Source organism: Desertivirga arenae (assembly GCF_017355785.1).
Classification (GTDB): Bacteria; Bacteroidota; Bacteroidia; order Sphingobacteriales; family Sphingobacteriaceae; genus Desertivirga; species Desertivirga arenae.
Genome location: NZ_JAFEWE010000003.1, coordinates 578299 through 598642, shown reverse-complemented (window position 1 = coordinate 598642; position 20344 = coordinate 578299). Strand labels below are relative to the sequence as shown.

At 40.8% G+C, this 20344-nt stretch carries 20 protein-coding genes; 16 read left to right on the top strand and 4 right to left on the bottom strand.

Translation table 11 applies throughout. From position 1 onward, the window contains the following. The coding region (locus tag J4N24_RS09655; RefSeq protein ID WP_207533461.1) for a hypothetical protein at window positions 1-289 on the bottom strand (289 nt) is incomplete at its 3' end. A 146-nt stretch (window positions 290-435) separates the two neighbouring features. Next, window positions 436-786 (bottom strand): T9SS type A sorting domain-containing protein, encoded by a 351-nt coding sequence (locus J4N24_RS09650; RefSeq protein WP_207533460.1) that lies wholly within the window; start codon window positions 784-786, stop codon window positions 436-438. A gap of 184 nt (window positions 787-970) precedes the next feature. On the opposite strand from J4N24_RS09650, the gene J4N24_RS09645 reads away from it, so the two are divergent. The 12 genes from J4N24_RS09645 (at window position 971) to J4N24_RS09590 (ending at window position 12766) form a co-directional block, all read left to right on the top strand. Beyond that, window positions 971-1672, top strand: a complete 702-nt coding sequence (locus tag J4N24_RS09645) for an FkbM family methyltransferase (RefSeq protein WP_207533459.1) — start codon at window positions 971-973, stop codon at window positions 1670-1672. A gap of 166 nt (window positions 1673-1838) precedes the next feature. Further along, the gene (locus tag J4N24_RS09640) at window positions 1839-2231 is read left to right on the top strand and encodes an HYC_CC_PP family protein (protein WP_207533458.1); all 393 of its coding nucleotides are present in this window, start codon (window positions 1839-1841) and stop codon (window positions 2229-2231) included. A gap of 138 nt (window positions 2232-2369) precedes the next feature. Next, window positions 2370-2711, top strand: coding sequence for a heavy-metal-associated domain-containing protein (locus J4N24_RS09635; protein WP_207533457.1), 342 nt, complete (start codon window positions 2370-2372; stop codon window positions 2709-2711). 55 nt (window positions 2712-2766) lie between these two features. Next, the gene (locus tag J4N24_RS09630) at window positions 2767-3021 is read left to right on the top strand and encodes a heavy metal-binding domain-containing protein (RefSeq protein ID WP_207533456.1); all 255 of its coding nucleotides are present in this window, start codon (window positions 2767-2769) and stop codon (window positions 3019-3021) included. Window positions 3022-3029: 8 nt separating this feature from the next. Beyond that, window positions 3030-4331 (top strand): efflux RND transporter permease subunit, encoded by a 1302-nt coding sequence (locus J4N24_RS09625; protein WP_207533455.1) that lies wholly within the window; start codon window positions 3030-3032, stop codon window positions 4329-4331. Next, window positions 4324-6273: an efflux RND transporter permease subunit gene (locus J4N24_RS09620; protein ID WP_207533454.1), complete on the top strand. Its 1950-nt coding sequence runs from the start codon at window positions 4324-4326 to the stop codon at window positions 6271-6273. The genes J4N24_RS09625 and J4N24_RS09620 overlap by 8 nt, the downstream gene beginning before the upstream one ends. Next, the gene (locus tag J4N24_RS09615; protein ID WP_242691574.1) at window positions 6260-7516 is read left to right on the top strand and encodes a TolC family protein; all 1257 of its coding nucleotides are present in this window, start codon (window positions 6260-6262) and stop codon (window positions 7514-7516) included. Before J4N24_RS09620 ends, J4N24_RS09615 begins: the two co-directional genes overlap by 14 nt. Further along, window positions 7494-8810: a heavy metal-binding domain-containing protein gene (locus J4N24_RS09610; RefSeq protein ID WP_207533453.1), complete on the top strand. Its 1317-nt coding sequence runs from the start codon at window positions 7494-7496 to the stop codon at window positions 8808-8810. Before J4N24_RS09615 ends, J4N24_RS09610 begins: the two co-directional genes overlap by 23 nt. Beyond that, window positions 8807-9973, top strand: coding sequence for an efflux RND transporter periplasmic adaptor subunit (locus J4N24_RS09605; protein WP_207533452.1), 1167 nt, complete (start codon window positions 8807-8809; stop codon window positions 9971-9973). The genes J4N24_RS09610 and J4N24_RS09605 overlap by 4 nt, the downstream gene beginning before the upstream one ends. Window positions 9974-10111: 138 nt before the next feature. Beyond that, complete coding sequence (gene mqnE, locus J4N24_RS09600; RefSeq protein ID WP_207533481.1) at window positions 10112-11305, top strand: aminofutalosine synthase MqnE; 1194 nt, start codon at window positions 10112-10114, stop codon at window positions 11303-11305. A gap of 104 nt (window positions 11306-11409) precedes the next feature. After that, on the top strand, window positions 11410-12039 hold the full coding sequence (locus J4N24_RS09595; protein ID WP_207533451.1) for a histidine phosphatase family protein: 630 nt from the start codon (window positions 11410-11412) through the stop codon (window positions 12037-12039). Next, window positions 12026-12766 (top strand): menaquinone biosynthetic enzyme MqnA/MqnD family protein, encoded by a 741-nt coding sequence (locus J4N24_RS09590; RefSeq protein ID WP_207533450.1) that lies wholly within the window; start codon window positions 12026-12028, stop codon window positions 12764-12766. The genes J4N24_RS09595 and J4N24_RS09590 overlap by 14 nt, the downstream gene beginning before the upstream one ends. A gap of 25 nt (window positions 12767-12791) precedes the next feature. Here the strand turns inward: J4N24_RS09590 and J4N24_RS09585 are convergent, their stop codons facing one another. Continuing rightward, on the bottom strand, window positions 12792-13202 hold the full coding sequence (locus J4N24_RS09585) for a hypothetical protein (RefSeq protein WP_207533449.1): 411 nt from the start codon (window positions 13200-13202) through the stop codon (window positions 12792-12794). Window positions 13203-13372: 170 nt separating this feature from the next. Here J4N24_RS09585 and J4N24_RS09580 point away from each other — a divergent pair, with 170 nt between their 5' ends. The 3 genes from J4N24_RS09580 to J4N24_RS09570 all read left to right on the top strand — a co-directional run bounded on the left by J4N24_RS09580 (window position 13373) and on the right by J4N24_RS09570 (window position 17424). Beyond that, entirely contained in the window at window positions 13373-15382 is a 2010-nt protein-coding gene (locus J4N24_RS09580; RefSeq protein WP_207533448.1) for a thioredoxin domain-containing protein, read from the top strand. A 539-nt stretch (window positions 15383-15921) separates the two neighbouring features. Then, window positions 15922-16419 (top strand): FKBP-type peptidyl-prolyl cis-trans isomerase, encoded by a 498-nt coding sequence (locus tag J4N24_RS09575; protein WP_207533447.1) that lies wholly within the window; start codon window positions 15922-15924, stop codon window positions 16417-16419. A gap of 102 nt (window positions 16420-16521) precedes the next feature. Next, the gene (locus J4N24_RS09570; protein ID WP_369806212.1) at window positions 16522-17424 is read left to right on the top strand and encodes a histone deacetylase family protein; all 903 of its coding nucleotides are present in this window, start codon (window positions 16522-16524) and stop codon (window positions 17422-17424) included. 166 nt (window positions 17425-17590) lie between these two features. Here the strand turns inward: J4N24_RS09570 and J4N24_RS09565 are convergent, their stop codons facing one another. After that, entirely contained in the window at window positions 17591-18091 is a 501-nt protein-coding gene (locus J4N24_RS09565) for a hypothetical protein (RefSeq protein ID WP_207533446.1), read from the bottom strand. Between the two features lie 352 nt (window positions 18092-18443). Between J4N24_RS09565 and J4N24_RS09560 the strand changes: the two genes are divergently transcribed. Further along, window positions 18444-20279: a UbiD family decarboxylase gene (locus J4N24_RS09560; RefSeq protein WP_207533445.1), complete on the top strand. Its 1836-nt coding sequence runs from the start codon at window positions 18444-18446 to the stop codon at window positions 20277-20279. Window positions 20280-20344: the final 65 nt, after the last annotated feature.

The window sequence follows — 20344 nt, the reverse complement described above, 5'->3', positions numbered from 1 at the left end:
AATCGATCCCATATTTTAGTTGCACTTCACTAATGGTAGATCGGCCCGAGAGAATTTCCCGAATGATCTTATTCCTCTCAGATGGGCTACGCCTTTTCTGCCTGTTTGCCAAATACTCCGAACTTCCATATCTGGCCGCCCAAGCCTGGACAGTAGTCTTAGCTAAGTTATGGCGATCACAAATCAGATTAATAGCTCCACCTTCGCGCTCTACCTCTGCAATAATCGATTTCTTGTAAGACTCTAAATAAAGCCTACCGAACTTCTTACCCTTGATTTCTTTTGACATCGTAACTTAAATTTAGTGATTAATACTTGTTCGTAACGATGTTAAGTTTATACAGGACGAGTCAACTTAGCCTTACTACAAGGTCTATCGTAGTAGTTAATATCTTCCTCACTGAACTGTGAGTTTAGTGAGGAATGCTATTAATATTATTGCTTAACAAACACCTTTGAGGTTCTTCCTTCCTGATTAGTAAGCACCACGAAATAAGTTCCGGCGGATAACTTAGAAACATTAATAGAAGCCTTATTTAAGCCTGTTTCTACGGATTGGGACAATAACTTAGCTCCTTTTAAGTCAGTAATAGTAACCGTTGAAGGACTAGCTGTTTCTGTAAAGCTGATTACTAAATCTTTGCTAACTGGTCCTGAAACAACTTCCAAAGTAACCTTACCTGATACGGAAGTTTTTTCGGCAGGAGCCTGAAAGGAGGGAGGGAATGCTTTTAAATTACCTAGAAATGCTATAAAAGCTGCTAACAACACACGTCTTTTTCTCATAAAATATTGCAGATAGCAAGTTGTACGGATCTTAAGATCAGAAGTTTCTTTAGAAAAAAGAATACGTGTTTTTTAAAACAAATTAAAAACTACAGGGGTTAATTAACCTGAGCATGTTAAATCCAAATAGATAACAGCTAACTAACCTATTAATAAATTACTAAACTTAATCTGCCTACCTGTTATGTTAAAGTTAATCCAGCGCTCTCTGTATTCACTTGGTCTCAGCGTAAAATTAGCAAGACCAGAGAATTTTAAATGGCTTCAGGAACGTGAAATTCAAACTGTTTTAGATATCGGAGCTAACGTGGGCCAATTCGCAACCAAGATCAATTCAATCCTTCCTAAGGCGCGGATAATTTCTTTTGAGCCGCTATCTAATTGTTATCAGGAACTTACTGTTAAAACAGCTGCAAAAAATGTCTCAGCTTATAATTATGCTCTTGGTGAAGAGGATGGGCAGGTTGAGATTAATGTGAGTAAGCATACTCCGAGCTCATCCTTGCTTGATATGGCCCAACTGCACAAGGATGTTTTTACCGGTACTGATTACGCAGGAAAGGAAACCATTCAGGTAAGGCGTTTAGACGATGTTGTTTCAGAATTAGGTGATTTGGGACGATTTCTTGTCAAAATAGATGTTCAGGGATTTGAAGACCGGGTGATTAAAGGCGGGATGAATACAATCCAGCAAGCAGAACTCATAATTATAGAAACCTCCTTTAAAGAACTTTATAAAGGACAGTTACTGTTCAATGGAATTTATAATTTATTAGCAGGCCTTGGATTTGACTTTCAGGGTAATATGACCCAATGCTTTAATAAAGCTGATGGCAGTATCCTCTACGCAGAGTCTATCTTCTCTAATAATAGAAAACGGATTTAACGTTATTTAAATGGATACAAAGTGAAGTTGACACGTCGTTAAGTAGGTGTCAGCTTTACTATCGTCGATAAATTATAAACTTTTCATAAAATTCTATAAAACCTTCTTCTTATTTTTGTCCATCTTTACCGAACAATAGTGAAGAAGGATTCTGAAATTTAAGATCTTGAAAAAAGTATTAGTCACCATATTAGCAATCTTTTACCTTGGGGTGTCCTCAGGTGCTACTATGCAGTTCCATTACTGCATGGGTCGATTGGTAGAATGGGGATTAGCAGTTCAGAAATCCGAGAACTGCGACAAGTGTGGAATGAGTCTTGGGACTACAAAGGATTGTTGTAAAACCTCTGCAAAGGAGTTTAAGATTGAGAGCTCATATAAAACCTCAGATCATCAATTTCTGCTGAAAGCTTCTGCCCTTGATCTGTTATCTTTTGATTATCCGGCAAGTATTCAATCTTTCCCACAGATAATTGGTTCTGATCATCCTTATTCTAATGCTCCTCCCGGAATAAGCAGTATTCCTGTCTTTATCCGTAATTGTAATTTCCGTATTTAAACCTTAATCTTTTCGGGTAACCCTGTTGCGGGTTCATGTTATTATCCAATTTTCTTTGGATAGCTTATTCTATTTAACATATTAAATGTATTTGAACGAAGTAAAATCGTTCTCGCTACCATTGCTTAAAATCCGAAAATGAAATCATTAAGATTTTTTATTGTGGCTTCATTCGCCACACTTAGTACACCTGTTTTCTCTCAGGTTAAAACTGAAACATTTAAAGTTGCAGGCGTTTGTTCCATGTGTAAAAAGAAGATTGAAAGTGCTGCTAAGGTTGGCGGACTGCAATCTATTATTTGGGATGAAGAAACTAAACTGGCAAAAGTTTCTTACGACAGTAGGCTGATCTCGCTGGATAGCATTCAGAAAAAGATTGCTGGAGCGGGTTACGATACTGAAAAGTTTAAGGCAGAAGATAAAGTATTTAAAAACCTTCCAGAGTGTTGTCGGTACGAAAGGCCTTCCCGGAACAAGTAACACTTAGTAATCAAACCCAAACATCAATTAGTTATCAATCATAAAAACTCAAACAATGAAAAAGTCAATTTTAGTCTTAGCATCAATGGTTTCCTTATTTTTCGCAGCATGTAACTCTGCTGGAAATTCCTCAGAAAAGGCTACAGCAGACAGTGCAACTGAAGCCATCGCAGATACTACCGGAGTTCAAACCGCGGCAGCTTATACTTGTCCGATGCACCCCGAGGTAGTTAGTGATAAACCAGGCAAATGCCCAAAATGTAAAATGGACCTGGTTGCCAAAGAAGAGGGATCAGAAACAGGTAAATAATTATTACAATGGTAGAAAAACTGATCTCCTTCTCGTTAAGGAACAGGTTTCTTGTACTACTTATTGCTGCTGGGATATTCGCATTTGGCATCTATTCAGTTAAAAGCAGCAAGATAGATGCGATTCCCGATCTCTCGGAGAATCAGGTTATTGTATTTACCGAATGGATGGGTAGAAGTCCTCAAATTATTGAGGACCAGGTTACCTATCCATTGGTAACTAACCTTCAGGGAATTCCTAAAGTAAAGTATGTAAGGGCGAATTCTATGTTTGGAATGAGCTTTATCTATATCATTTTTGAGGATAACGTTGATGTTTATTGGGCTCGCAGCAGAGTACTGGAGCGTTTAAGTACAGTAGGAAGTTCATTGCCTGAAGGAGTAACCCCAACTATGGGACCAGATGGAACGGGGGTTGGACATGTATTGTGGTATACCTTAGAGGCTCCGGGGATGGACCTTGGTGAGCAGAGAGCTGTACAGGACTGGTATATTAAGTTTGCGCTCCAGAATGTACAGGGCGTTAGTGAAATTGCATCTTTTGGAGGCTTTCAGAAGCAATATCAGATTAGTGTAGATCCCAATAAGCTCCTTTACTATAAAGTTTCCATTTCAGATGTAATGCGAGCTGTAAAGTCGAATAATAATGAAGCAGGCGGTCGCAAGTTTGAGATGAGTGGTATCGGCTATATTATAAAGACCACCGGGTACCTTAAATCGATACAGGAGATGGAGAACCTTTCCATTCGTACACAAAATTCAATCCCTGTAAGAATAAAAGATGTGGCTACTGTGCAAATGTCTGGCGAAAGCCGTCTGGGTATATTTGATTACAACGGAGAAGGAGAGTCGGTGGGTGGAATAGTAGTGCTACGATATGGGGAGAACGCAGATGAAGTGATCCGGAAGGTGAAGGCAAAAATGACTGAGGTAAGCAAAGGACTGCCGGAAGGAATGAAATTTAACATTGTGTACGATAGGGGAGAGCTGATCGAGGAATCTATATCATCTATTAAAAGTACTCTTATAGAGGAAATGGTAGTAGTATCACTGATTGTAATTGTATTTCTTTTTCATTGGAGAAGCGCCGTTAGCATTATTATCCAGATCCCGATCACTATAGCTGCCAGTTTTATTGTGTTAAATGCATTCGATATTTCCTCTAACATAATGTCACTTACGGGGATTGCCCTGGCGATTGGGGTTATCGTTGATAATGGGATAATAATGGCTGAGAACGCCTATAAGAACTTAGCAATCAGACAAGAAGAGCTTGCTGATTTAAGAAAGAAAGGAGCTGAAAATGCTTAGTAGATTAAAAAGATATCTGGGAAAGAAAAAGCGGGATGATAGCTATATACAGCTTTCGAACGAAGAACGTTTGAGCATTATTGAGAAAGCTTGCCAGCAGGTTTCTCGAGGCGTGTTCTATTCCACAGTGATCATTATAGCTTCATTTCTTCCGGTTTTTTTACTGACCGGACAGGAAGGAAAGCTCTTTCATCCCCTGGCCTATACTAAAACATTTATTCTGATTATTGACGCTTTACTGGTAGTAACCCTGGCTCCGGTGCTCATATCCTTTTTTATGAAAGGGAGGTTCCGGGCCGAACAAGAGCATCCCATTAATAGATGGCTGGAGAGGATGTACGAGCCGGTGATAAAGGCTTGTATCCGTCACCGAAAGACAACATTAGGGGTGAATATCCTGGCATTACTCATTAGCATTCCTTTGATGCTAAGCTTAGGGCGGGAGTTTATGCCGCCTTTGGATGAACAGTCAATTTTATTCATGCCGGTTACTCTTCCTGATGTTTCCAATTCTGAAATTAAAAGGATTCTTCAGGTGCAGGATAAGGTAATTAAGTCGGTGCCCGAAGTGGATAAGGTATTGGGAAAGGCAGGGCGTGCCAATACCGCAACTGATAATTCACCTGTCAGCATGATTGAAACCATTATTGCTCTTAAGCCGAAGTCTGAATGGCGACCTGGTGTTACCAAGAAGGATATTATTAATGAGTTGGATCAGAAGCTGCAGATTCCAGGTGTAGTGAACGGATGGACACAGCCCATCATTAACCGGATCAATATGTTGTCAACCGGTATCCGAACAGATGTTGGAGTAAAGGTATATGGACAAGATCTAACTGTGATAGATTCTGTTTCTCAGCAGGTCCAGTCGCTTTTAAAGGGAGTAAATGGGGTTAAAGATCTTTATGTTGAACCGGTAACGGGAGGAAAATATTTAGAGATCAATATAAAAAGGGATCAGCTGGAAAGGTACGGCTTATCGGTGGATGACGTGAATAACGTGGTTGAAACGGCAATTGGTGGCACTCCTTTCACGAATACTATTGAAGGCAGACAGCGTTTTAATATCCATCTGCGATTAGGGCAGGATTTCAGGAATAGTCTGGAAAAGCTCAAAAGAATTCCTTTGAGTTCCGCCGATGCAGGTACTATCCCTCTTTCGGCTGTTGCGGATATCGCCTTCGTTAATGGTCCCCCAATGATCACTTCTGAAAACGCTATCCTTCGCGGGGCTGTGATGTTTAATGTGAGAGAGAGAGATCTGGGAACAACCGTACAGGAGGCTATCAATACTATTAATCAGCAATTAAAATTGCCTAATGGTTACTTTGTGGAGTGGAGTGGTCAGTATGAAAATCTTATAAGGGGACAGAAGACCCTGATTTATATCCTGCCGGTTGTGGTGATCATTATTTTTCTTGCCCTTTACCTGGCTTTCAAATCTGTTCGTGAGGCCTTCCTTAGTTTGATCACTATACCTTTTGCTTTAATTGGGGGAGCATATCTTGTTTATTTCTGGGGAGTTAATCTTTCTGTAGCAGTGGCGGTAGGGTTTATAGCTTTATTTGGGATAGCAGTGGAAACAGGGGTGGTAATGGTGATCTACCTTAATGATGCGATGCGGCAACTGGTCGAATTGAAAGGTAACTCGGCAGCAACCATTACGAAAGAAGATTTGAAAGAATATGTAATAAAGGGGGCGGCCAAGAGGCTACGTCCGAAAATCATGACCGTTTGTGTTGCCTTGTTTGGTTTAATACCAGTACTATGGTCAACCGGAGTTGGAAGTGACGTAATGCAGCCTATTGTATTGCCAATGATTGGGGGAGTATTGACCTCTTCAACACACATCCTTCTGGTAACCCCCTTGATCTTTTTAATGACAAAAGAATATGAGCTGAAGAAATTTGGCAGATTGGAGGTGTACGATGTTAAGCATTAAGACCAGGTACGTTTTACTTGCAGCATTGTCGTTATTACCTGCCTTTGGTTCTTTTGCTCAGAAGCCATTGACATTGCAGGAGATATTAAGGGAAATTGAACTAAACAATCCATCCCTTAAGTCATACGACAACATGATAAAAAGCCAGGAGGCTAAAGTTGAAGGAGCAGGGGCATGGATGGCTCCTATGATTGGTGCAGGAACGTTTATGACGCCCTATCCGGGACAGGGGATGGTGGGAGAAGGGGATAAGGGTGCCTTTATGATCTCAGCCGAACAGGATATTCCTAATCCGGCTAAGCTGAAGGCAAGAAAGGAGTACCAGAGATCACTTTCCCAAACCTATTTTTTCGAAAAGAACATCCGTTTTAATGAGTTACGGGCTACCGCACGCCGTGCTTTCTTTGACCTTTTAATTGCTACGAAGAAGTACAAATTTCAAAAAGAGAACCAACAGATCGTGCAGAATATGAAGAAGCTTGCTGAGATCCGTTATCCTTTTAATCAGGGCAGTTTAACTCAAATTTTCAAAGTAGAAGGACGGGGTTTTGACGTTGATAATATGTTACTTATGACTGAGGGTGAGATAAGGTCTAAGAAAATAACCTTGAACACTTTAATGAACAGGCTTCCTAACGCACATCTTACGGTAGATACGAACCAGGCCATTGCTTTTAATCCTGTTGCTAATTTGGATACAACCTATTTTTCTGAAACACGGAGTGATGTTCTCCATATGCAGCATGATATTCATTCAATGCTCGTCAACATCAAGGCTATGAAGCAGGAGGCCAAGCCGGATTTCAGGCTGCGGTTCGATCACATGGACAATTATGCCGCGATGATGCCCACCCAGTTTACGGCAATGGGAATGATATCTATTCCTATCGCTCCCTGGTCGTCCAAGATGTATAAGTCGGAAGTGAAGTCCATGAGTTACCAAAAGACAGCAATGGAGCAGCAGAAACAAGCAATGGTGATTGAGATGTTAGGAATGGCCCGAGGTATGGAAAATGAATTACTTACCATGCAGAAACAGTTGAATAATTATGAGAACAAGATCCTGCCAACTCTTAATAAAGCGCTGAAAGCAGCTATGATTACTTTTCAGCAAAACAAGGGTGATGCAAATATGATGATGGAAAGCTGGGATGCTCAGAATATGGGGCAGATGAATTACCTGGATCAGTTGCAGAAGTTTTATCAAATGATAGCAGACTATGAAAAGATCATTGAGAGATAGTGGCCTGATAATCTTCCTTTTACTTACTTTGATCGCTGTGTCCTGCCAACAGGAGAATAAGAAGCTTGAAGAAGTTCAACAATATACTTGTCCGATGCATCCCGATGTTGTAAAAGAAACTCCAGGTTCTTGCCCGGTCTGCGGAATGGATTTAGTAGCTGTTCATAATGCCCAAACTCATGGCGATACCCTGGCAGGCCTGTCCGTAGATCCGGCAAGGGTAGCGATTGGAAACCTTAAGGTAGTTAAAGCAGAAAGGACATCACAGGTTACAGAACTTAAGGCCAGTGGGGTTATTAACTATAATACAAACAGTTTTAAGTCAGTTTCTTCGAGAGTGGCCGGGAGGATCGAACGCTTGTATCTCAAGTACAATTTTCAGCCTGTAAGAAAAGGACAGAAAATCATGGAAATTTACAGTCCGGATCTGGCGAGTGCGGAACAAGAACTTTTATTTCTGAAAAATAGTAATGAACCTGTTTTATTAGAAGCGGCAAAAAGAAAGCTTCGTTTGTTAGGTGTTACCGATGGTCAGCTAAACCAGGTATTGAAAACAGGGAAAATAGATTATTCAGTTCCTGTTTATAGTCCCTATTCGGGGTACATAACCGAAGTTTCTAATAGTTCATCGTCGTCGGCATCGGGCTCTGCTACTGGAGGATCTAGTATTACCTCCGATGGATCAGGTGCTTCCATGGGAGCAATGGGCAGCAGCGCCCCGGCCAAGGATGCAGTGCCTTCGACTACAACGTCCTCTACCCCAATCTTACTTAAGGAAGGGCAGTATGTGGGCGCTGGACAAACTTTATTCAATCTGGTAAGTGCAGAAGGTTTATGGGCTGAATTTTTTATCAGTCCTGAAGTTTCTAAATGGATGAAGCGCGGATCAGCAGTAAGAGTTCAGTCAAGAGCTCTGAAATCAAAAACACAAAGAACAACAGTAAAGCTTATTCAGCCATTCTATGAGGCAGGTACGAATTATATCCTCGCTCGTGCAAATGTTGACAACACTTCCCGCTCCTGGCGAGTAGGCGAACTGGTAGATGTTGCAGTGGAGAACACCCAAAGGATAGGAAACTGGCTTCCTAAAACTGCTGTGTTAAGTTTGGGAACACGGTATGTGGCCTTTATTCGGAGGGGAGCTGTTTTTGTTCCTGTCTATATCGAGGTAAAGGCAATTTCCGAAAATGCTGTTGACATAGGAGGGGGGCTTGATCCGCAAACAGAGTTTGCTGAAAATGCCTGGTTCCTGGTCGATCCTGAAAGTTTTATTAAACCGCAATCTCTAAAATGAAACGTTTTATTCTAATTATATCTCTTCTTTTTACTGTGCTTTCAGTGCTTTCTTTAAACTCTTGTCAGGATTATCATGAAGAAGAAAAGACCGCAGCTTCGAAGCATACTTGTCCTATGCACCCACAGATCATAAAGGATGAACCTGGAAGCTGTCCCATTTGCGGAATGGACCTGGTGCCTATGACAAAAGGAGCGACTAAGACTCAGCTTGTTTTAAGCAAAAGTCAGATACAGCTGGCAGATGTCAAAACGATTTCTGTAAGCACCGGTAGTTTTACGACATCCAAAAGTTTGAACGGAAGAGTGGTCTCCAATCCTGAAGCAACGGAAGTAATATCTAGTAGATATGCAGGTCGTATTGAGAAACTTTATATTAAAGAAACAGGTTTATCTGTTACTAAAGGCCAGCCACTTTTTCAAATTTATAGTGAAGAGCTTCAAGTTATTCAGCAGGATTATCTTTTGCAAATCAAGCAAATGAAAGCTTTTCCTGAAGAAAAAATATATGTCCATTTCAGGAACGCTGCCCGGAATAAACTTCTCCTCTTCGGATATAGCGAAGCGCAGATAAAAGACCTTGAAAGGAAGGCGACAATTTCTCCATTTGTTACCGTATATGCAAAAGCATCAGGAGTGGTACAAGAACTATCGGTTACCGAAGGTCAGTACGTAAGCGAAGGATCATCCATTCTAAAGCTCGAGAATTTAAGCACCTTATGGGTGGAAGCAGATATATATCCGGAGGAAGCAGCGCGACTAAAAGAAGGTACTGCAGTGAGAGTTTCTATTGAAGGGGGGGCTGAGCAAGCCGCTGAAATATCATTCATAGCCCCAGCACTGGAAGCCTCTGCTCAGCTTCTGAAGGTCCGCATAAATATCAGGAATAGTGGGAGTTTTCAGCCTGGCATGAGAGCAGTTGTCACAATGCCGACGGCTCATATCTCCGACGCGATCGCCTTGCCAATCGATGCAGTAGTTAGAGATGAGAATGGAGCTACAGTCTGGGTGAAGACGGGGAAAGAAACTTTCGAATATAAAAAGGTAACTACCGGACAGGAGGATGAAAATAAAATAATCATCACCTCAGGTTTAGAAGGGGTAAAGGAAGTTGTAGTAAGCGGGGCTTACCTGCTAAGCAGCCAGTTGCAGCTTGCCCCCTAAAGCCTGCCGTTCGGGAATTGGTCCGCTTAGGCCATGATTGTCTCTCTGCGAATTTAGCATTCCCCCGGGCAGCCCGAATTAGTTGATTGTTACAACTAAATGATCGATAAAGTGCCTCTTATTTGTATTTTTGCAGGGATGGACGCAGAACACAAATTAAGCATACTTCTTTCAGACGCTACCCTAAGTGAAGATCTTAAAAATATTGCTCAAAAAGTAGGCAATGGTGAACGGATCACTTTTGATGAGGGAGTTCTATTATATGAGAAAGGCGAACTTGGATACCTGGGAGTCCTTGCTAATTTTGTAAGGGAAAAGCGCCATGGAGATAAAACCTTCTTCAACCGAAACTTCCATATTGAGCCAACTAATCTCTGCGTTTATGATTGTAAGTTTTGTTCTTATTCACGTTTAATCAAACAGCGGGAAGAAGGCTGGGAATATACAATGGAACAGATGCTGGATGTGGTTAAGAAATACGATGGCCAGCCAGTTACCGAAGTACACATTGTTGGTGGAGTTCTTCCACAGTATGATGTTGCTTTTTACTCGGAGCTCTTCAGAAGCATTCGCCAGCACCGTCCTGAACTTCATATAAAGGCGCTTACTCCTGTTGAGTATCACTATATCTTCAAAAAAGCCAAGATTGATTATGCTACAGGAATGAGGCTTATGAAAGAAGCTGGTCTAGACTCAATTCCTGGTGGTGGAGCAGAGATATTTCATCCTGAAATAAGAGAGCAGATTGCTAAAGATAAATGTACAGGAGAACAATGGCTTGCAATACATGAAGAATGGCATAAGCTGGGGATGCGCTCTAATGCTACCATGCTTTACGGTCATATAGAAGAATTCTGGCACCGGGTTGACCATATGGAGCAGCTGCGCCAACTTCAGGACCGCACAGGTGGATTTCAGACATTCATCCCGTTGAAGTTCCGTCATGAAAATAATCAGATGTCTCATGTTCCTGAAGTTTCAGTGATCGAAGATCTGCGGAACTACGCCATTGCTAGGATTTATATGGATAATTTTGATCATATAAAGGCTTATTGGGCGATGATCAGCAGAAGTACCGCACAACTTTCTCTGAGCTTTGGTGTTGATGATATAGATGGCACCTTAGATGATACTACCAAAATCTACTCGATGGCTGGAGCAGAAGAGCAAACGCCAGCCATGAGTACTAAAGAACTTGTAGAACTGATTAAGCAGGTTGGTCGCCATCCGATCGAAAGGGATACCTTATATAACGTGATTACAGATTATAAGGACTTCCAGTTTGAAGAGGACGCTAAAGCACGTTTCTACAAGTTGCCTGTGGTTAACTAGCAGGTGTGTCAGTAATAAAATTAGAAAATTAATAAAAAAATAGGAAGGCCAACTACCTGTACAGGGTGAAGTTAAATTCATCTTTTATTGGCCTTGAGATAGAAATGGAGAAATACATATATATTATCCGTCACGGTGAGACGGACCTTAACAAGCTAGGTGTGATGCAGGGAAGGGGAGTCGACACCGATCTGAATGATACCGGACGCAAACAAGCGGAAGCTTTTTACGAGAAATATAAAGAAGTTCCTTTTGATAAACTTTATACCTCTACATTAAAACGGACCCATCAGACCGTAAAGAAATTTATCGATGCCGGAATTCCCTGGACTCAATATGAAGGTCTGGATGAGTTGGCCTGGGGTATCTACGAAGGCCAGGAGGCCACCGAAGATATTAAGGCGATCTTTGATAATATGGTGCAAGGATGGAATGCTGGTGAGTTGCATTTAAAGATTGATAAAGGTGAGAGTCCAATGGACGTTCACAAACGGCAACTCAAGGTTTTTGAGAAGCTGATAGAAAGGGAAGACGATGTGAAAAACATCCTGGTATGCATGCATGGAAGGGCAATGCGTTTATTCCTTTGCCTGCTGATGAATCATCCTTTATACGAAATGGACCGCTTTCCCCATCAGAACACAACTTTATATAAGTTAAAATATGATGGAGAGAAATTTGAGATCCTTGAATTTAATAACACAGACCATTTAAAATACATTGAACAAGATTAGGGTTTCAGCGGTCTCTTATACAAATACTAAACCTTTTATTTTTGGCTTAAATCATTCGGGGATTATTACCGAGATGGATTTAAGTCTCGATATTCCTGCAGATTGCGCAGCCAAATTAATAGAAGATAAAGCAGATATTGGCCTGGTGCCAGTAGCTGCATTATTAAAGATCCCGGACTATCATATTGTTTCCGATTATTGCATCGGTGCAATAGCGGCCGTAAATTCTGTTTTCATTTTCAGCGATAAACCGATAGAGGAAATACAAACACTGAGGTTAGATAAGCAATCAAGAACATCTAATGCACTGGCACGGGTGCTACTTAAACATTATTGGAAATTCAATCCTGTAATCGTTGAAGGAGACGCAGATGCTTTTGTGGAGATCGGCGATCGTACTTTTGGGAAAAAAGATCAATACGCCTTTGTTTATGACCTTGCCGAAGTATGGATAAAGTTTACCGGCCTTCCCTTCGCCTTTGCAGTATGGGCATCCAATAAACCAATTCCGAAAGATTTCATCCAGAAGTTTAACAGTGCTTTAGCATATGGTCTTGAGCATAGAAAGGAAGTAATTGCTAACCTTCCTGCTCATCCCGGGTTTGATCTTGATGACTATCTTATGCACCGCATAGATTATCCACTTACTGAGCAGAAGAAAAAAGCTTTGGACTTATTCCTTGAGCTGGCTTCGAAATTGGAGGAGAAAGCGCCCGAATTTAAGTAGTGATCCGGGTGCTTGAAATATTCTGTTAAGAATGAGCTATTCGTTCTGCAAGATCTAATGCAGTAGGAGGATCTTGTCTGTCACTGGGTAGTACAGGTTTTTTAAGTCCATTAGTATCCGTAGTTTCCGGAAGCGGGATTGGCTGGGGGGAGCTAAACTCGGGTGTATTATTTTCTTTTACAGGCTCTTTTACCTCCAGACCGCCTTTTTGATGTTCGTCTACACCAGCAACCTGTTTTTCATTGTCCCCGATAATCTCAGCCAGCCTTTTAGCCAATTGTTTCGAATTCTTATCTATCGCTTTAGTAAGTTTTTTTGAATCATATCCCAGCTGACTTATAACACCTTTAACCTGTTCATTAACTTTATTCTCGATTTCTCGCCGCAATGCACGTTTGGCTTTTTTGTCCAGGCCCTTTTTATTGTCTTTTTTCATAACCACTAAGTTTAAATACCTGTATTTCCATAGGTATTAATACTTATTAACATGCATTGCACCAATCGGTTTTAATTAAGGTGTTAGAACATCTTTCTTGTCTGCCTTATAATCTTTACAACAAAAGAGATTTTTAGAAAGTTATTCTGATAATTCAGAAGACGAGCATTATGCCAAACAAACTATCTAACGAGACTTCCCCTTACCTGCTACAACATGCCAATAATCCTGTGGACTGGTATCCCTGGGGGATGGAAGCCTTGCAGAAGGCCAGGCGGGAGAATAAGCTAATCATAGTAAGTGTGGGCTACTCCGCTTGTCACTGGTGTCACGTAATGGAGCACGAGAGCTTTGAGGATGCTGAGGTTGCCGCAATCATGAATGAGCATTTCGTTTCCATCAAAGTAGACCGGGAGGAGCGACCCGATATCGATCAGATTTACATGACTGCTGTACAGCTGATATCGGGGAGGGGAGGCTGGCCAATGAATGTAATTTGTCTTCCTGATCAAAGGCCTATCTACGGCGGGACTTATTATCCTAAAAACAACTGGAAGCAGGTTTTGCTAAATCTTGTGGAATTTTGGAATGATAAACCCAAAGAAGCCTTTAATTACGCAGAACAATTAACATCGGGAATCAAAGAAGCTGAGCCTCTAAATCTTTCCGATGACGAGATTAGTTTCAGGAAGGAGGACGTGGATGAACTATATAAGGTATTGAAAGGGTCCTTTGATTTGAAAGAGGGTGGGTATCAACGTTCTCCTAAGTTTCCAATGCCGAATAACTGGCAGTTCCTTCTGCGTTATGCTCATTTTACAGGCGATCTTCCGGCCCGGGAAGCATTGGAGAAAACGCTGGAAAAAATGGCCTTGGGTGGTATCTTCGATCAAATTGGAGGAGGTTTCGCGCGCTATTCTGTAGATCCCTACTGGCATATTCCCCATTTCGAAAAGATGCTGTACGACAATGGCCAACTGTTGAGCCTTTACTCAGAGGCTTACCAATATTCAGGAAGAGACCTTTACCGAGAAACCGCTTATGATATTTTAAAATGGCTGCAAAGAGAGATGACCTCACCTGAAGGAGGTTTTTATTCAGCCCTGGACGCAGACAGTGAAGGTGTAGAAGGAAAATTTTATTCTTTTACCAAGCCGGAAGTTGAAGCTATCTTAGGGGAAAATGCCCCGCTTATTTGCCAGTATTTCAATATAACAGAGCATGGAAACTGGGAGGAGGAAAGGACGAATGTATTGCATAGGAAGATAAGCGACGAGGAGTTTGCTAAAGCCCATGACTTGTCTTTATTAGACCTTCGATCATTGATTGCAAAGTCTAAAAAGCAACTGTTCGATTATCGGGACAAGAGGGTCCATCCAGGTCTTGACAATAAGATTTTGGCAAGCTGGAACGGATTGATGTTGAAGGGCTTGACCGATGCTTATAAAGCTTTTGGTGATCAGGAGATTTTGGACTTGGCACTTAGAAATGGAGCTTTTCTTAAAAATAAACTGGTAGGAGAGAAGGGACAGCTTAGAAGGCTCTATGCACCATTTGAAAAAGGTCTGCCTCCAATCGCTTTCCTGGACGATTACGCATTTGTAATTGATGGCTTTATTGGACTTTACGAAGTGACCTTTGACGAGAGTTGGCTGAAGGAGGCGTGGGATTTAACTGATTATGTCTTAACTAATTTTTATGATCCTGGTACTGGGATGCTTTACTTTACCTCACAGACCGGAGAGGAGTTGATCGCAAGGAAGCATGAAACTATGGATAATGTTATCCCTGCTTCAAATTCTGCAATGGCTTTGAATCTTTACAAGATCGGGCACTTCTTCGATCATCAGCCTTTTATCGATCAAGCCGTTCAAATGCTAACGAATATGTTTCCGTCTATTAAGGCTTATCCATCTGCTTATTCCAATTGGGCAATCTTGCTGTTGAATGAAGTTTATGGCCTATTTGAGATAGCGGTTACAGGGGATGAATTCGAAAAGAAGAGAAAGGAGATCGAACAACACTTTATTCCTAATAAAATCATTATGGGCGGAATAACCGGCGAACTGCCCCTGCTTGACGGTAAGTTTGATAAGGAAACTAAGATCTATGTTTGCAGAAACAGAAGTTGTTTCTTACCAGTGAGCGAGGTTGAGCAGGCCATGAAGCAATTAAGGTAAAGTAAAAAGGGTGTTTTAAAGCCTCCTCCCTGAGAGCGAAATAAGCTTTGTAAACACCCTGTAATCTAAAACCGGCCTTTAGCGAACAAATACAACTTCGAAAACAGCGTATAATGCTATCGCTAGTAAGGTTAACTCAGCGGCAACTGTTGCCTTCACAACTGAGTTTAAAAGTGTTGGTTTCATTTTGATTATCAATTAAGTACATGACTAAGATCAAATGAAATTGGATGATATAAAATGATTCATATCATCCAATTTCATAACGTGTTACATTAAACATTGTTATTGTTCCTTGTATTCTTTTCTCGCAGGTTAATACTCCAGTGATTACTTTCCTTGGAATTTTAGATTTTATGATTGTTTTTAAAGTTTTTTCTTCACCTTTACCCGCAATTGTCCCCCTCCGGGTACACAATAATTTTTTATAAAACAGAACCGCAATTTGCCCGTTACCTTTCAGTACAGGTTAAAGGTTAATCATTAAAAAGCTGGATATTTTTAATAAGGTTTCCGGCAATATTTTATACAAACATAATATGAAAATTCAGCCAAATAGCGTAGTTGCGCTTACGTACGATTTGTACACTAATCAAGATGGTCAGGAGGTATTCGTTGAGAAGGCTACTGAAGAGCAACCATTAGTATTTCTTTATGGCGTTGGTATGATGTTACCAAAGTTTGAAGAAAATTTAAATGGTCTTTCTTCTGGAGATTCTTATGATTTTCATCTTGCTGCCGGCGATGCGTATGGTGAAAGAGACGATAATGCAATTGCAGAATTAGGAGTCGAGATGTTTCAGGGAATGGACCTACCACAAGTAGATTCTGTTTTGCCACTTCAGGACAATCAGGGAAATCATTTTCGCGCACGTGTAACTAACGTTTCTGATGCGGCTGTTATTGTTGATTTGAACCACCCAATGGCTGGTCAGGATCTTCACTTTAAAGGACAGATCTTAAATGTTCGTGAAGCAACTGAAGAAGAATTGTCTCACGGTCACGCACATGGCGTTGACGGACACTCCGGACATTAATAGAAGTTATAAATCATTAGAAACGCTGTCTTTATGGACGGCGTTTTTTGTTTAGTGCAATTGATACTTTAATTTGCATTTATTTCAGGATAGCATTTCATTGTGTTAAAAATAGCCTATAATTCATCCTATGTTTTGCCTTTGCCGCCGGGACACCGTTTTCCAATGCTCAAATATGAGCTCATTCCTGGTCAGCTTTTGTATGAAGGGCTAATCTCTCAGGACAACTTGTTTTCACCGGAGCCAGTTAGTGAAGATGTAATTCTGCTTACTCATGAACAAGCATATTGGGAACGGTTAAGAGACATAAACTTGACACCCCCGGAAATCAGAAGATCAGGCTTCCCTTTAACAGAGCAATTAGTGAGCAGAGAAACAATAATCGCTCAAGGTACTATTGACGGTTGTTATTTCGCTATTGAAAATGGTGTTGCTTTTAATGTAGCAGGTGGTACCCATCATGCAGGATCGAACTGGTGTGAAGGTTTCTGCTTATTGAATGACCAGGCTATCGCTGCAAACTACTTATTGAAAAAGAATCTCGCCTCGAGGATTTTAATCATCGACCTTGATGTGCACCAGGGGAATGGAACTGCTCAGATATTCTATGATAACCCTCAGGTCTTTACCCTATCTGTTCATGCTGAAAAGAACTTTCCATTCCGGAAAGAAAAGTCGGACCTTGATATCGGCCTGGAAATTGGAATTAAAGATGATGCTTATTTAAATATTTTGGACGACATGCTACCTAAAGTGTTCCAGGACTTCAATCCTGATTTTGTGTTTTATCTTTCAGGCGTAGATGTATTAGCTACAGACAAACTTGGACATTTAAGCTTAAGTAAGGAAGGCTGTAAGGAAAGGGACAGGAAAGTTCTAGCGGCTTGTAAGTCAAATAAAATTCCTGTACAAGTAAGTATGGGCGGCGGATATTCCACCAGGATTCAGGATATCGTGGATGCTCATTGCAACACCTTCCGGGTTGCAGCTGATCTATACTTTTAAAAGGAAATTCTTCATGAGCTGAATTCAGGGCCTCAGCATCTATTAGTTTTCAGCTTCTTTCTGACCATTGAACAGGGAATTAGGTTCAAAAAAATAGCCAGCAATTTATTGCTGGCTATCTGTAGGTAGAACTATTAAAAACTAAATCTAAAACTAAAATCTTTGATTAATTCTTTGCTGATGATGCTCCTTCAATGTTCTTATAGAAAGATAATCCTGTACTTGAAGTGTAGTTTAAATAAACTTCTTTGGTATCTTTTGCAAGATCGATCCAGTACGTACCAACATCATTGCTTTGATAATCATTAGAAGGTCTTGCAACTACTTTCAATGCTCCTGAGAAAGCAAAACCTTTGTAATATTTTTCAATGCTTTTTTTCGCTTCTGCCGGAAGTTCTTCGAAGGCTACTATTTGTGTAGCTCCGAGATAATTGCCTTGAATGTCGAATAGAGCTGTAAGTTTTTTACCTTCTAAGCTAAAGGATGCTTTTTGATAATCCTCATTAGCTGTCCATGTAACGTCTTTAGCTCCAGCGAATTCTGACTCAAGCTGTTTTTTTGCGTTGTATGAAATATTTTTAGAATCGTCCTTTTTGTCAATGTTTTCGGAAGCAAAACCCGCTACCGAAAAGATGGTAAGTAGAGTAGCGAAGAGTAAGTGTTTCATAACGTTTTGTATTAATTACACAACAAAAGTATAAATAAAATGATAAATCGTTAAATAAAAAATAACTTTTATGATAGTTTGATATTTAATGGCGCTTTTTTTTGAACTTTCAAAAAAATAGCGATTCAGAAACGTTTTCATTAAAAGATTAATAAACGTAATTGTTTAATTAGTAATCTTTAAAGATATGTATTGAAAGTTTTCTATAAAATAATCGAGTTTGTTATATTAATTCCAATTGAAGGGCGGTTTTGCTACTTCGGCTGTTTGTAAAAGTCAAAGTAAAAATTTCCAAGTACTTACAATTCGATACCTTTGGCTATTAATATTTTAGAGGTTCTAATAGTTATAAATGGGATATAAGAGTTTACAGGAATGTGTGGCAGACCTGGAGCGGAATAAACTTCTCGTGCGAGTTAAAGAAGAAGTGGATCCATACCTTGAGATGGCTGCTATTCATTTGAGAGTTTATGAAAAGCAAGGTCCTGCTTTGCTTTTTGAAAATATTAAAGGATCTAAGTTTCCTGCGGTGTCCAATTTATTTGGAACCCTTGACCGGTCTAAATTCCTTTTCCGGGATACCCTTGACAAGATCAAAGTTTTGGTAGATCTTAAATCTGACCCGGTAAAAGCAGCAAAGAACCCCTTTAAATATGTTGATGTTGCTTATACTGCCTTTTCAGCTTTACCAACAAAGGTACGTACCGCTCCTGTTAGTTATGGACAAACTAAAATATCTGAACTTCCTCAGATTGTAAATTGGCCATTGGATGGCGGGCCTTTTGTGACTATGCCGCAGGTCTATACAGAGGATATTGAAAAGCCTGGTATAATGAATGCCAACCTGGGAATGTACAGGATTCAGTTAGGGGGTAATGATTATATACAGGATAAAGAGATAGGGCTTCATTATCAGCTACACCGTGGCATTGGTGTTCATCAAACTAAGGCTAACGCAAAAGGTGAGCCCTTAAAAGTCAGCATTTTTGTAGGCGGTCCTCCTTCTCATCCTTTGGCGGCTGTAATGCCACTTCCTGAAGGTCTGTCGGAAATGACTTTCGCCGGGGCTCTGGGGAACAGAAGATTCAGGTACTTTTATGATGATGAAGGCTTCTGTATTTCTGCTGATGCTGATTTTGTAATTACCGGGACAGTGTATCCTCAAGAGAATAAACCGGAAGGCCCTTTTGGAGATCACCTGGGTTATTATAGTCTCGTACATCCCTTTCCGCTGATGAAAGTGCATAAGGTGTACCACCGGAAGGACCCCATTTGGTCTTTTACCGTCGTAGGTAGGCCCCCTCAGGAAGATACCAGTTTCGGTGCTTTGATTCACGAGATTTCAGGGTCTGCACTGCCTAAAGAAATTCATGGCTTGCATGAAGTGAATGCGGTCGATGCAGCAGGGGTCCATCCACTATTATTTGCAATAGGTAGTGAACGTTATACGCCTTATCTCAAAGAGAGAAAGCCCCAGGAGATCCTGACCATCTCAAACCATATTTTGGGTAAGAACCAGTTAAGTTTGGCGAAATACCTTTTTATATCTGCTAAGGAGGATAATCCAGACCTCCATACGCATGATATAGCCGGGTTCCTGATACATATGCTTGAAAGATTGGATTTTACCCGGGACCTTCATTTTCATACCAAAACTACAATTGATACCCTTGACTATAGTGGGGGAGATCTTAATAGTGGATCAAAAGTTGTTTTCGCTGCTGCCGGCGAAAAGAAGAGGGATTTGTGGAAGGAACTACCGACTAGTTTTGCTAGTCCCCGCCCGTTTACTAATTGTAAACTTGCTATTCCGGGAGTTCTTGCTATTGAGTCTCCTGTCTTTAATTCCGAGAGGGAGACCTCTGAACAGATCGCATTATTGAACGAAGGATTCAAGGGTCAGGACCTGCAAGGGATCGGTTTAATTGTTTTATGTGACGATGCCGGTTTCACGGCAGCAAATATAAATAACCTGGTATGGGTCACCTTTACCCGAAGTAATCCATCACATGATATTTATGGTGTTGATAGCTTCATTGAGCATAAACACTGGGGTTGCAGGGGACCTGTAATAATTGATGCCCGAAAGAAACCTCATCATGCTCCCGAATTGATTGCAGATCCGGCAATTGAAAGAAAGGTGGATCGGCTGGGAGCTAAGGGCGGTTCACTCTATGGAATTATATAAAAGCATCAGGATAAGAGCCGCAATAAATAAGACTTTTATCCTGATATTATTTCAACTGCACCAGT